This is a genomic window from Paenibacillus sp. P36, assembly GCF_045866505.1.
Classification (GTDB): domain Bacteria; phylum Bacillota; class Bacilli; order Paenibacillales; family NBRC-103111; genus Paenibacillus_E; species Paenibacillus_E chondroitinus.
On sequence record NZ_AP038372.1, the window covers coordinates 3,179,048 to 3,192,650 of the forward strand.

Annotated in this window: 10 protein-coding genes; 7 read left to right on the top strand and 3 right to left on the bottom strand. The window is 44.1% G+C overall.

Annotated features, from left to right (window positions below):
• Positions 1-30: 30 nt before the first annotated feature.
• Positions 31-2,130: an LTA synthase family protein gene (locus ACKTT9_RS13985; RefSeq protein WP_407872070.1), complete on the bottom strand. Its 2,100-nt coding sequence runs from the start codon at positions 2,128-2,130 to the stop codon at positions 31-33.
• A 165-nt stretch (positions 2,131-2,295) separates the two neighbouring features.
• Here ACKTT9_RS13985 and ACKTT9_RS13990 point away from each other — a divergent pair, with 165 nt between their 5' ends.
• Positions 2,296-3,705: an MFS transporter gene (locus tag ACKTT9_RS13990; protein WP_407872071.1), complete on the top strand. Its 1,410-nt coding sequence runs from the start codon at positions 2,296-2,298 to the stop codon at positions 3,703-3,705.
• 106 nt (positions 3,706-3,811) lie between these two features.
• Here the strand turns inward: ACKTT9_RS13990 and ACKTT9_RS13995 are convergent, their stop codons facing one another.
• Both ACKTT9_RS13995 and ACKTT9_RS14000 read right to left on the bottom strand, forming a co-directional pair.
• Complete coding sequence (locus tag ACKTT9_RS13995) at positions 3,812-4,468, bottom strand: DsbA family protein (protein WP_407872072.1); 657 nt, start codon at positions 4,466-4,468, stop codon at positions 3,812-3,814.
• Between the two features lie 65 nt (positions 4,469-4,533).
• Complete coding sequence (locus ACKTT9_RS14000) at positions 4,534-5,355, bottom strand: AraC family transcriptional regulator (protein WP_407872073.1); 822 nt, start codon at positions 5,353-5,355, stop codon at positions 4,534-4,536.
• A gap of 126 nt (positions 5,356-5,481) precedes the next feature.
• Between ACKTT9_RS14000 and ACKTT9_RS14005 the strand changes: the two genes are divergently transcribed.
• The 6 genes from ACKTT9_RS14005 to ACKTT9_RS14030 all read left to right on the top strand — a co-directional run bounded on the left by ACKTT9_RS14005 (position 5,482) and on the right by ACKTT9_RS14030 (position 13,476).
• Positions 5,482-7,509 (top strand): beta-galactosidase, encoded by a 2,028-nt coding sequence (locus ACKTT9_RS14005; protein WP_407872074.1) that lies wholly within the window; start codon positions 5,482-5,484, stop codon positions 7,507-7,509.
• A gap of 96 nt (positions 7,510-7,605) precedes the next feature.
• Positions 7,606-8,412, top strand: a complete 807-nt coding sequence (locus ACKTT9_RS14010; RefSeq protein ID WP_127449590.1) for a pyruvate, water dikinase regulatory protein — start codon at positions 7,606-7,608, stop codon at positions 8,410-8,412.
• Positions 8,413-9,527: 1,115 nt separating this feature from the next.
• Positions 9,528-10,253, top strand: coding sequence for a transposase (locus tag ACKTT9_RS14015; protein WP_407872075.1), 726 nt, complete (start codon positions 9,528-9,530; stop codon positions 10,251-10,253).
• 92 nt (positions 10,254-10,345) lie between these two features.
• Positions 10,346-10,594 carry a membrane protein insertion efficiency factor YidD gene (gene yidD, locus ACKTT9_RS14020; protein WP_407872076.1) on the top strand — a complete coding sequence of 83 codons (249 nt, stop codon included), beginning with the start codon at positions 10,346-10,348 and terminating at the stop codon, positions 10,592-10,594.
• A gap of 372 nt (positions 10,595-10,966) precedes the next feature.
• On the top strand, positions 10,967-12,964 hold the full coding sequence (gene metG, locus ACKTT9_RS14025; RefSeq protein ID WP_407872077.1) for a methionine--tRNA ligase: 1,998 nt from the start codon (positions 10,967-10,969) through the stop codon (positions 12,962-12,964).
• Positions 12,965-13,074: 110 nt separating this feature from the next.
• Positions 13,075-13,476 (top strand): hypothetical protein, encoded by a 402-nt coding sequence (locus tag ACKTT9_RS14030; RefSeq protein ID WP_407872078.1) that lies wholly within the window; start codon positions 13,075-13,077, stop codon positions 13,474-13,476.
• The last annotated feature ends 127 nt before the right edge of the window (positions 13,477-13,603 follow it).

The following is a 13,603-nucleotide window of genomic DNA, read 5'->3' on the forward strand; positions in this document are numbered from 1 at the left end:
ATGGTTCATCCTATTCCAAGAGGGCTATCGTCATGACTGCGGGAGCGGGTATAAAGGTGATTGGCCAATTTTCATCTTTTTATCGTCATAAACCCGAACTTCGACCTGATGAGGCTTGTCGTTATCGAGGACCGGATTCTCTTTATCCGTCAGGTCAACATACAAGGTATCTTCACCGTCAAAATTAGACTTAAACAACCTACCATCGATATACACATTGCAAGAAGAATAAAATGGCTTGCCCACAACCTGAAGTTTATTACCACTGCGAGTTAACTTAGTAATAACTGGATCTCCATACCCTAACACATATCCTGGCTGAACGATTGTGTCTTTGAAACCTTTGGCCTCATATCCGTAACGACCGCCAAATAAATTGTCATACTGAAGCTTCATATAGTCACTAAGATCGCTTGCTTTAATATTATATTTTTCCCACATGTCATTGGGCGGTATAACCGGAATCTTCTGCGATAAATCATACAAATAATCGGTGTAGTAACTTCCTTTGACACCAGCCATGTGAAGGAGTTTTGGACCTAGGAACGAAGGACTCATCTTGAGATTCAATTGTTCTTGGTCTGCAGGAAGGAAATTGTTCCATATCAAAAATGGCGTATAGTGAGTTTTTGTATATAGATCAGGATCACCCGGAAGAACATACTTCGCATCGCGGTACACTTTGTAATCATCTTCAAAAAAAGGAAAGTGGTCGCCGAAAAACAGCAGAATTGTAGGCTCAGATTTTTTGGAGTAATAATCCACTAAGGACTGAAGCGCTTTGTCAGTTCCCGAAATACCTTGAGCATACGTTTCCAAAATACCTTTGGATTCCGAACTAATATCCCCCGTCACTTCAATCGTGTTTTTGTTGAACTTCCCTGGCTTGTAAGGATGATGATTTTCCATCGTGTTTGCAAAAATAAAATCAGGTCCCGGGCTTTTTTCAGTTTCCTCAATAATCTTCTTCACGACAGCCCGATCTGCATAGTTCGGCCCCTCAAAATCATTTGGGAAATACTCGCTGGAAATAAACCGCGAAAATCCAAAATCCATATACACCTTTCGACTGTCAAAAAAATAGCTGAAGAAAGGGTTGATAGAAGTAGCGGTGTACCCTTGTCTAGTCATGATACTGGCCAAAGAATCAACGCCATGATTCATATATTGGATATAAGGCAATATTTTATCCGGAGATTTGCCGAAAAACCGCATAGAATTACCGGATAGTACTTCGAATTCTACGTTTGCCGTACTGCCGCCGAATTGGGGAGACAGCATCCAGCCGCTCGTGTACGTTTTTTGAAGTTGGTGCAGGTTAGGGATCGGATCACGGCTAAATGTTACGTTTTTCATCAGTGTTGGATCCCAGAATGATTCCCCAAGCATGACGATGATATTTGGTTTTTTATCACCTGCAGCCGGTTTCTCTGGAATTTTGCCTAAAATGTCCGCTATCGCTTTTTTACTATATCCCTCCGGCTTGGCTACATTCAGAAAACCTAGCATCTGCACGGATGAATAAAGGTATCCATTCTCATCATAGGTTATTGTTTGATCCCAGGGGACCGTGTATATCCCGTAAAGATTCATGAATGGAATTGGCTTATCCATATAAAGGCTCGATGCCATTACGATGGCAACAACAGCATAAATACCGCGTTCTATCCAGGTAAACTGGATACGCTGACGTCGCAGCACCAAATGAAATAACAAGGCGAGCAATCCGAGAAAGAGCGCGACAAATCCGAGTATTCGCAGATTGAGATACCCTTTCAAAAAGGGCACGTACGCCACAATTTGATTGTTAAAATAAAGATCCCACGGGTAATACGGGGCTCCTATCGCCTTTAATTTACTTCCGCTAATTGCACCAAGCGGTAAAAGGGCAGCACAAAGCAGCCAGAAGGATAAGCGGCTTTTGCCGGTAACAGCAATAAGGAAGAGATACAAAGTTCCTACTACGAAGTAGGCAAGAACCATGGAGAGAGGGTGGTTCATCACCCATTTGTGGAGCTCTTCATATGAGCCGCGTTCCAAATATTCGACCATCATCATCAGGAAAAAAGGCAAAATCACAATCATAATACGGGAGGGCAGCTGCTTGAGCCATTGAAGTAAAGTGGTCATTAAAGTAACTCCTGTTCGATTAGTGCAAGTCCATTCGTTCATTATCTTATATCTTGATCAAAGAGGGAAGATATCCCTTGACAGATTAAACTATAACAATTAACATTACAGTTAATTGTAATCTAAAAACTTACAGATAACTGAAGGAAAGTGGAGGTGAAAACCATGCAACACGTTGCTTCTGCAACTGAGGTGTCACAAGAGAAGGTTATAGATGCCAAAAAGGCTGTGCCATGGATTATTTTTCTTATCTTTTTTGCTGTACTAAACGAAACAGTTTTTAACGTTTCAACACCCGAAATCGCTAAGCAGTACGGGATTACGCCGACAGGAGTTAGCTGGGTGCTCACTACGTTTATCATCTTTTTCGGGATTGGGTCCGTCATATATGGGCGGTTATCCGATATTTTTTCTTTGAAAAAGCTGATTGTTGCCGGAATCCTCATCTATAGTATTGGATCTGCGCTTGGCTTTGTGCTTCAGGCCTGGTATCCGGCGGTCATCTTTGCGCGCGCCGTGCAAGGCGCAGGAGCCTCAGCCATACCAGCGCTCGTTATGGTCGTTGTTGCACGCTACTTTTCACCTTCGGATCGAGGAAAAGTTTTCGGGCTTTTAACTTCCACTGTTTCCTTTGCCATCGCCGTAGGGCCTGTAATGGGCGGATTTGTATCCTCGTCACTCCACTGGACGTACTTGTTCATTATTCCTTTGTTTACTCTGATTTCAATCCCGTTTTTCAATCAGATTTTACCTGAGGAAAAACGCAAAGAAGGCAGTGTCGACATCTTGGGAGCGGCGCTCGTTGCATTTTCCGTCGCTGGTATAATCGTCTACTTATCATTCCCTCATTGGTACTATTTGGCCGCGAGCTTAGCGCTATTCATTTGGTTTATTTCTCATATTCTTAAAGCCAAAGATCCTTTTATTGAACCGTCGCTATTCCGGAATAAACTGCTGCGGGGCGGTTTAATCGTTGGATTCCTCGTATTTTGCACCGTCATGGGGATCATGTTTGTCATTCCGCTCATGTTGGCCAAAGTGAATGAGCTTGGCACGAGCACAATTGGGCTTATTCTGTTCCCAGGGGCCATGTGTGCCGTTATTTTTGGTACAATTGGCGGAAATTTGGCGGACAAAAAGGGCAATAACTTTGTCGTGTTTATTGGTCTTGGGCTTTTAGTAATCAGCCTTGTGGCCATTGCTTTCTTGGTTGGCCATTCTCCATGGTTCATTTCTGCGGCGCTTCTTCCTACTTACGTCGGCTTCTCCTTCGTGCAAACGGCTCTGGCGAACCGGGTCTCCTTGACGCTGAGCGTTAGTGAAACCGGAGTAGGCATGGGACTTTTCAACCTGATCAGCTTTATTTCAGGGGCTGTAGGAACGGCACTTGTCGCCAAATTGTTGGATGGCGGCATGATGGAGTTTTACAAGAATCCTGTTCTGAATTCTGTAACAGCAATTCCTTACAGTAATCTGCTCATCATTTTTGCGGCAGTGATCATCGTTAGTGGATTGTTCTACTTGCGAATATTCACTAAAAAGGCAGCAGAAGTAGCATCAGAAGCAGCAGCCTAAATTGTAAATAAAAAAACCGACAGCTTTTCTTGGAGAAAAGCGAGTCGGTTTTTTGCTGCACAAATTTATAATTCGTTTTTATAATTTTTTTTATAATTCGTTTCTATTACTCGTTCTCATTACCGTTTTCCTCAGGTTGTTCAGCGCTAATCTGCTGTATGGCCTGCAGGAGCGTCGCGGATGGCTGTGCGCCAGTAAGCGCATATTTTCGGTTAATCACAAAAAAGGGAACGCCGGTGACGCCAGCTTGCCTAGCGAACTCAAAATCATCTTCAACCTGTTCCAGTCCTTCTTTCGCGTCCAAAAGCGATTTTGTTTTCTCACGGTCCATACCGAGTTGTTCTGCTGTGGCCAGAAGCTCATCCAACTGGCCAATGTCTTTGCCATCTTCAAAATAAGCTTTAAATAATGCGTCTACGACTGGTTTTTTTAACTCTTTTGGTGCAATTGCAATCAGTTGGTGAGCTTTTAGCGTATTCGGCATTTTCTCAACTTTGGAGAAGTCAAAATGCAAACCGGAGGCTTTGCCTGCTTGAGTGACCTGCTGCAGCATACCGTTTAATCGATCTTCGTCTGCTTGCATCTTTTTGTGCATGACCTCGCGGAACGGAGAGCCTTCAGTTGGGGTATACGGATCTAGTTGAAAGGCGCGATAGTGAACTTCAACCGGCTCCGCTGTAAAATTGGCTAGAGCATCTTCCAAATTCTTTTTGCCGATACGGCACCAAGGACAAACAATATCTTCAAAAATTTCTATCATCATAAAGAATTCAAACTCCTTCGATAAAAAAATAGTTACTATATTTTCATTATATACGATTAGCTTCTTTAATTCATCTGTCGGAACCTTTCCGGTGTCAGTCCGACGTGCTTGCGAAAGCTGGCTACAAAGTGGCTCGTATCACGGAACCCAACGTATTTAGCCACTTCCTTGACTGTTTTTGCAGGTTGGTGAATGAGGATTTCTTTGGATTTGCGAAGCCTCATCCGAATTAGATAGGAGTAAGGCGAGAGCCCGAAAGCGTGCTGAAACAACGTGTTCATATGCCGAGGTGTTATGGCTAACACTTCAGACATTTCTTCAAGACTTGTATCAGGGTTATGATAATGAATTTCAAGCCACATCAGTAAAGGTTGTAAAAGAGCAATTTGATTGCGAATCGAGGTGCGGTTATTGACCTGACCATGTTTCTTAAGCTGGATGAAAAAATGATATAAATCGGCTGAGGCGTCATACCCGGAGTACTCGGAGCTTGCATCCATTTGTTTGATTATTTGACCAATTGCCGTATTCATCGGACCACCCAAATCCCACCTGTAAACAGCAGAATCCAACAGATCTAAAGTGCCAAGGATGGCTTCAATACAAGCTCCGCCAAAGGTGACATACTGCGTGCACCATAATTCCGTAACGGCATAATAAGAATGCGGAACTCCCGGTAGCATGAAAACACCCGTTCCTTCCGGCAGTGAATATTTTTTGCCATCCAGGACGAACTCTCCTTCACCGGCATAGGTTTGGAGCCAATGATAATTGGGGAAGCCCTCCGGTCTAACCAATTTTTCCTGATCCTCATGATGTCCAATACTCTCAATAAAGATTGGAAACGGTTGCGCAGTTGAAGGCGTTAATTCATATCTTTTGTGCATGAGTAAGTCCACCTGTTCCATTTTATTATATGAATATGTAAAAATATTATATTTTAAGATGAAAAATAATCCAATACAATGGATTTATTCTTATATTTATTTATCCAATTTGATGAGGTGGCAGTTATGATCAATGAGAAACTCCCTAAGATTTGGTACGGCGGAGACTACAATCCCGAGCAATGGGATAAAGAAATCATGGATGAAGATCTACGCATGTTTAAGCTTGCGGGCATTGATGTAGCGACGGTTAATGTTTTTTCGTGGGCGAAATTGCAAAAAAATGAGGATACATACGACTTTGAATGGTTAGATGAAATCATAGACAAGCTTTATGAGAACGGGACTTATGTTTGCTTAGCCACAAGCACGGGTGCTCATCCTGCTTGGATGGCGCGTAACTATCCGGATGTTCTCCGTGTTGATTTTGAAGGAAGGAAGCGTAAATTTGGCGGGAGACACAACTCTTGCCCAAACAGCCCTTCTTATCGTAAATACTCTACGCTCCTCGCTGAGAAGCTGGCAGAACGTTATCAAAATCACTCTGCCATCTTAATCTGGCACATTTCAAATGAATACGGCGGGTATTGTTACTGTGAGCAATGCGCAGACGGTTTCCGCAGTTGGCTTCAAAAACGCTATACGACAATTGAAACATTAAATAAAGTTTGGAATACAAGCTTTTGGGGTCACACCTTTTATGAATGGGAAGAAATCGTTTCGCCAAATGCTTTGTCAGAAGAATGGGGTGTGGACAACACCAATTTCCAAGGCATTTCACTAGATTATCGGAGATACATGTCTGATAGCATGCTAGAGTGTTATAAGCTTGAATACAACGCTATCAAAAAACATACGCCTGATCTTCCAATCACCACAAATTTAATGGGATTATACAAAGAACTGGATTATTTTAAATGGGCCAAATATTTGGATGTGATTTCTTGGGATAACTATCCATCCCTGGACACGCCGATCAGCTTGACGGCTATGACGCATGACCTTATGCGAGGGTTAAAACAAGGACAACCCTTCATGCTGATGGAACAAACGCCAAGCCAGCAAAATTGGCAACCGTACAACTCACTCAAACGTCCAGGCGTTATGAAACTTTGGAGCTATCAAGCCGTGGCCCGCGGTGCGGATACCGTCATGTTCTTTCAACTTCGCAGATCGGTTGGAGCATGTGAAAAATACCACGGAGCCGTCATCGAGCATGCCGGTCACGAGAATACGCGGGTATTCCGCGAATGTGCGGAACTAGGGGCTGAACTGCAAATACTTTCAGATAAGCTGCTGGATACAAGAGTCCAAGCTAAAGTAGCTATCGTATTTGATTGGGAAAACCGTTGGGCAGTCGAACTTTCCAGCGGGCCAACCGTTGCGCTGAAGTATGTGAATGAAGTCCATAAGTACTACGACGCGCTTTTCCAGCAAAACATCCAAGTTGATATGATTGGGGTTGAAACCGATCTATCTGGCTATGACATCGTAATTGCACCAGTTCTCTACATGGTTAAAAAGGGCTATGCAAAACGTGTCGAAGACTTTGTACATGCAGGTGGGACATTCCTCACCACATTCTTCAGCGGTATTGTCAATGAGAACGATATCGTCACCTTAGGCGGTTACCCTGGTGAGTTACGTAAAGTACTCGGGATTTGGGCTGAAGAAATCGATGCGTTGTTCCCCGACCAGTCCAACCAAATCGTCATGAGAGAGCAGTGGGGAGAACTGAAAGGCGAATATCCATGCGGCATACTTTGTGACCTAATCCATTCAGAAGGCGCCGAGATCAAAGCCGTTTATGGCAGTGACTTCTATGCAGGAATGCCTGCACTAACCGTAAACACATACGGTTCTGGCCAAGCTTGGTATGTAGCTACCAGCCCGGAACCTTCATTTTTACAAGGACTCATTCGCAATTTGTGCCAGAACAAAGGAATTATTCCGCCTGTAGCACCTGTTGCAGGTGTGGAGATATCCGTAAGAACTCGAGATGAAGACACCTATATGTTCCTTCTGAATCATAATGATCATGAGGAAACAGTGGATTTAGGAGATCTCAAAGCAACAAATATGATAACCAATCACCAAATGGAAAACACCATCACGCTCCCGGCAAAAGCAGTTATCATTCTAAAAAAACATTAGCCATTAGCGAAAAACCTCTGTCGCTTTAAAGGATAGAGGTTTTTTTGCATTTTTGGTATAATTTCACGTATAGTAGGTTCAAAGGGGAGGTGCAGAGTGACCGAACAACAGCAGCTGTTTATTTGCTCAGATTCAATTGGAGAAACCGCCGATGCCGTTGCCAGAGCTACCGTTCGTCAATTCAATTCCGAACAGATGAGAATTAAACGTTACGGTCATATCAGCCAACAAAGTGAAATCGTTCAAATGCTGCAGGAAGCAGCTGCAGCCGGGGGCTTCGTGGCCTATACATTCGTGCAGCCCGAGCTTCGCGAAACCATGAAAAATGAAGCGCAACGCCTCGGTGTGCGAACAGTTGATATAATGGGACCGATGTTGGAAGCATTTTCAGAAACGTATGGACACCTACCTAAGCGAAAACCGGGTTTACTGCACGAGATGGACGCCGATTACTTCCGCAGAGTAGATGCCATCGAATTTGCCGTCAAATACGACGATGGCAAAGATAACCGCGGCATGCTTCAAGCCGAAGTAGTTCTTATCGGAGTTTCACGCACTTCCAAGACACCGCTAAGTATTTACCTAGCACACAAAGGAATTAAATCTGCTAATCTTCCTATCATCCCAGAAATAAAGCTACCACCGGAGCTTTTCAAAATCCCAAGCAAACGCATCATCGGCCTCACCATGGACGCCAACCAAATCCTGCAAATCCGTCTCGAACGCCTCAAAGCCGTCGGCCTCCCGGATGGTTCCCAATACGCCACCTTCCGCCGCATCCAAGAAGAACTCGACTATGCCGAGTCCATTATGAAGCAGCTCGGCTGCCCAGTAATCAACGTCACCAACAAAGCAATCGAAGAAACAGCTGGAATAATCCTGGATCTTGTTTCATTCAGATAAATGAAATCCTTCACCATAAACGATGCCCAATGAACCCTACCGTTCATAGGCATCTTTTTTATATTAAGCCAAACGAACCGGTGCGAACCGTCCCCCCAGACTTCCACGCATACTCAACCTACAGAAAACATCGACATCCACGATAACACTCGCTCCAGCGCATACCGCATAAACGTGCCCACCTCCATCTTATCTCCAACGCCCAAGCATACCAAACCTATAGAAAGCACCAACAGTCACAACAATCCAGACCCAAGCGCACCCCCAGCCTATCAACGTACCAATCCGCCACTTACCCCAGCCCCATGCTTACTCGACATACAGAAAGCACCAACAGTCACAACAATCCAGACCCAAGCGCACCCCCAGCCTATCAACGTACTGATCCGCCACTTACCCCAGCCCCATGCTTACTCGACATACAGAAAGCACCGACATCCACGATAACACTCGCTCCAGCGCATACCGCATCAACGTGCCCATCCCCATCTTATCTCCAACGCCCAAGCATACCAAACCTATAGAAAGCACCAACAGTCACAACAATCCAGGCCCAAGCGCACACCCTATCAACGTGCCGATCCGCCTCTTACCCCGGCCCCATGCATTCCAGACATACAGAAAGCACCGACATCCACGATAACACTCGCTCAGCGCATACCGCATCAACGTGCCCATCCCCATCTTATCTCCAATGCTCAAGCATACCCGATTACAAATAGTACCAATAACTACATCACTCCCCCGAGAGTGCATTCACAGTTACCCTCGACCAACACTACCGCGCCAACCTGCAGTCTAACACCCGCATTGACATTGAACCCACACGTATTTCTGTATCCTAAGTAAGCTCTGATGGCGACTCCATATAACTTGATTTAGCAAAATCTGTCGTATCTACAACAAGGAATTGTCGGTTTGAATTAACCTTTTATTAGTTAAGCATCTAAGCACTAGATAAACAGTACTTTTACTACTTTTGTATATATCACAGAAATCGTATTTCACCGACTTATCCTCCTCCAACTAAGGGGGGAAATAAAAAAACTTCCAATTAGAACATATGTTTGGTATAATGGAAATAAGAACAAAAGTTCTATTTGCGGGGTGAGAAGATGGAACAGCAATTTATGGATCTGAGCTCATACACATTTCGTTCGGAAGAAGAATGTGAGGAGTTTTTATTGAAAATGCGTTGGACAAATGGGTTTTGCTGTCCGCGTTGCGATCATAATGAGGCTTTCAAGATTCGAACTCGTAAATTGCTAGAATGCAAAGAGTGTAGAATGCAGGTTTCTTTAACTACGGGGACACTCATGCATAAATCGAAGCTTCCATTATTACTATGGTTCCAAGCCATACAATTTTTATTTAAAGAGGGAGTAGAGTGTACCGCTAGCGGTCTATCTCATGTTCTTGAGATTAATTATAGAAGTGCGCAATTATTGTTGAAAAAAATCCAGTTTGCATTCGAATATACTCAGAATAGAACTAAATTACTTAATAAACTTGAAACATCTAACCGCGAATCACAAAAATCTGATAATCTTTCAACCACGGATGAACCAAACCAATGCGCCCCGACTTCGCCAATTCCACCGACTCATAAAAAATCTTCAACTCGAGATCTGCATGCGTATCTTGAATCCAAATTAAATAGACTAAACAAGAAATTAACAATTTATAATAATCACTACAGCAATACACAACTAAGTAGATATATCGAAGATCAATTTAATGATAAGTGTGATCGTGAACGTTTTTTGATTAAGTGGATCAAAATGGCAATATCCAATTATTTTTATCCTACATTTCTTAAGTGTTTTCACATTCCTGAATAAGTATAATTCTTCGATTTGACCCGATACTGTTTTTGAGGCATGATGGTAGAGTATCATGTTCAATTAACTTTGGGTGAGGAGAGAGACATTATATGAAAAGGACGCTGCAAGCTCCTATTCATTTCTATCGGAAGTTCATTTCGCCGTTAAAGCCGCCGACCTGTCGATTCTATCCCACATGTTCGCAGTATGCATTAGAAGCTATTGAAGTGCATGGTCCTTTAAAAGGTTCGTGGCTCTCTATGAAGCGGATTTGTAAATGCCATCCATTTCATCCTGGAGGGATTGATCATGTGCCTCCGCGGGTGGAAAAATTAATTCATACTGATCAGTCGGCTTGACAGGTGGCTCTTTTTTTCGATATATTTGCCTTAAGATGTTATATATGGATTCGATGAACGGATAAGTACAGACGGAAGCCTATGAACAGAGAGCCGGGGAAGGTGAAAGCCGGCATAGGAGTAAGTTTGGAAGATGGTCCTGGAGAATAAGCCTTCGAGCGGCTCAGACTGCGTATGAGAAGTATCAATGCGCAAGATTGGGGGTAAGCTGGCTTCGTGTCCCAGCGTTAATGGGCAAGTCGTTATAGACTTACTGAGCCCCGAGCTTGTGAAAGGCGGGGGAAACTGGGTGGTACCGCGTGAGTTCAGCTCTCGTCCCAAGATGGATGAGGGTTTTTTGTGTTTTCTACATTTAGCTAGGAGGAATTCTGGATGACAACAAAATCAAAAACGTTTTACATCACGACGCCCATCTACTATCCAAGTGATAAGCTGCACATCGGTCATGCCTACTCAACGGTGGCAGGCGACGCTATGGCTCGCTACAAAAGGCTTCGCGGCTTTGATGTAAGGTACCTAACGGGGACAGACGAACATGGACAAAAAATTGAACGTAAAGCACAAGAAAAAGGAACAACGCCACAGGAGTTTGTAGATGGTATTGTTGCTGGAATTAAGGACCTGTGGAGCAAGCTTGACATTTCGTATGACGATTTCATTCGTACTACAGAAACTCGTCATAAGGATGCGGTGGGCAAGATTTTTCAAAGATTGCTTGATCAAGGGGATATTTACTTAGGGGAATATGAAGGTTGGTACTGTATTCCGGATGAGTCATTTTTCCCAGAGAGCAAGCTCGTGGATGGAAAATGTCCTGATTGTGGCCGTCCTGTTGAGAAAATGAAGGAGCAAACTTATTTCTTCCGGATGAGCAAATATGCTGACCGTTTGGTGCAGTATTATGAAGAAAATCCGGAGTTTATTCAGCCGGAGTCCCGCAAAAATGAGATGCTTAATAACTTCATTAAGCCAGGACTTGAGGATTTAGCTGTTTCTCGAACGACGTTTGATTGGGGGATCAAAGTCCCTGGGGATCCTAAACATGTGATTTACGTGTGGATTGATGCTCTTTCGAACTATATTACTGCACTTGGATATGGTTCGGATGATACGAGTAATTTTGATAAGTATTGGCCTGCCGATGTTCACTTAATGAGTAAGGAGATTGTTCGTTTCCATACGATCTATTGGCCGATTATGTTGATGGCGCTAGACCTGCCGCTGCCGAAAAAAGTATTCGCTCATGGCTGGCTGTTAATGAAAGATGGCAAAATGTCAAAGTCCAAAGGGAATGTTGTTGATCCTGTGACATTGATTGATCGTTATGGCTTGGACGCGCTTCGTTATTACTTGATGCGCGAAGTGCCTTTCGGGGCTGACGGAACATTCACGCCGGAAAGCTTTGTAGAGCGGGTCAATCATGACCTCGCCAATGATTTGGGGAATCTGCTTAACCGTACGATCGTCATGATCGATAAGTATTTTGCGGGCACGATTCCCGCGTATGTGCAAGGGGCTACCGAATTCGACGACAGTCTCTTGGAGACTGTTCAAACGACGGTAGCGAAGTATGAAGAAGCAATGGAAAAAATGGAGTTTTCCATTGCGCTTTCCGCGGTGTGGCAGCTGATTAGCCGCACGAACAAATACATCGACGAGACTCAGCCGTGGTCGATGGTTAAGGATGAAGCCAAGCGCGAAACACTTGGCTCCGTCATGTATGTGCTGGCTGAATCCCAGCGCATTTCGTCTGTACTGCTGCGTCCGTTCATGACGAAGACGCCGCAACTGATTTGGCAGCAGCTTGGCTTAGCTGCCGAGGATCTGCCGCGCTTAACCGCCTGGGAAAGCGTGCAATCATTCGGGCATCTCCCAACGGGTACAACCGTTCAAAAGGGAGATCCAATGTTCCCAAGATTGGACGCTCCGGCTGAGGTCGCGTACATCGTTGAAGCTATGGGCGGAGGAGCGGCAAACGCCGCCGATGAAGTGAAAGAAGCAGCACCTGCGGCTGCTGCTTCAACAGTACCCGCGCCAGAGCCTAAGGAGGAAATCGGGATTGACGATTTCGCCAAAGTGGAGCTGCGCGTAGCTCAGGTACTATCGGCGGAGCCTGTGAAAGGCGCCGATAAGCTTCTAAAACTGCAGCTCGATCTTGGATATGAGCAGCGTCAGGTTGTTTCGGGCATTGCGAAGTTTTACACGCCCGAGGAACTGGCTGGACGCAAAGTTATTTGCGTCACCAACCTCAAGCCGGCCAAGCTGCGCGGCGAGCTGTCGCAAGGAATGATTCTCGCGGCTTCGCACGGGGACCAGTTGACACTGGCCACAGTTCCGGATTCTATGCCTAATGGCGCGATTGTAAAATAATCAAGTCAGCACCCTTTCCCTATTTTTACATAGGTCGAGGGTGCTTTTTTTCGTATGGGGGTTCATATAAGTGGGGTACTCTAAGGGAAACTAACCACGGAGTGATATAGATGAGAGCGAGAAATTTCTTTAAGTTGATCTGTATTTCGGTGATGGTTCTTGTTTTAACGTCTTGTTCTATTTTTGGTGGAGGTTCGGATAAAAAGAAAGAGGAAGAGAAAGCAAAAAATGAATCTAAGTCCAAGGCATCGAGCACAAAAAAAGAGGATGATAGTGTCATTAATCAAGAGTTGAAAAAACAATATGAGATGTACAATGAGATTATTCAATATAAGGTAAAGCAAGAGAATAAGCTAATTAAGCAGTCGGAAGAGCGGTATAAGAAATTGAAAGAGGAAAGCAACAAAAAAACGGAATCCAAATCTGGAGACGGAGCCGATAAGGAAGATAAGAGTTCCTCCAAAGAAGATTCTGACAGTTCAAAGCAAAAGGATGACCAAGGGAAGCAGTAATTGAATTAAGTCCATGCTGTGACATTTCACGGCAGGGCTTTTTATTTTGCCTATAAGATGTATTGACTTCAAGTAGGGGGACTCGTATAATCAATTCGTTAATAAAAATTATTACGATTTAGAACGC

Bases quoted from the DNA above. Each gene is read 5' to 3' on its own strand.
- ACKTT9_RS14000 (WP_407872073.1), bottom strand. From the start codon at position 5,355: ATGCACAAAAGATATGAATTAACGCCTTCAACTGCGCAACCGTTTCCA.
- ACKTT9_RS13985 (WP_407872070.1), bottom strand. From the start codon at position 2,130: ATGACCACTTTACTTCAATGGCTCAAGCAGCTGCCCTCCCGTATTATG.
- ACKTT9_RS13990 (WP_407872071.1), top strand. From the start codon at position 2,296: ATGCAACACGTTGCTTCTGCAACTGAGGTGTCACAAGAGAAGGTTATA.
- ACKTT9_RS13995 (WP_407872072.1), bottom strand. From the start codon at position 4,468: ATGATGATAGAAATTTTTGAAGATATTGTTTGTCCTTGGTGCCGTATC.
- ACKTT9_RS14005 (WP_407872074.1), top strand. From the start codon at position 5,482: ATGATCAATGAGAAACTCCCTAAGATTTGGTACGGCGGAGACTACAAT.
- yidD (WP_407872076.1), top strand. From the start codon at position 10,346: ATGAAAAGGACGCTGCAAGCTCCTATTCATTTCTATCGGAAGTTCATT.
- ACKTT9_RS14030 (WP_407872078.1), top strand. From the start codon at position 13,075: ATGAGAGCGAGAAATTTCTTTAAGTTGATCTGTATTTCGGTGATGGTT.
- metG (WP_407872077.1), top strand. From the start codon at position 10,967: ATGACAACAAAATCAAAAACGTTTTACATCACGACGCCCATCTACTAT.
- ACKTT9_RS14015 (WP_407872075.1), top strand. From the start codon at position 9,528: ATGGAACAGCAATTTATGGATCTGAGCTCATACACATTTCGTTCGGAA.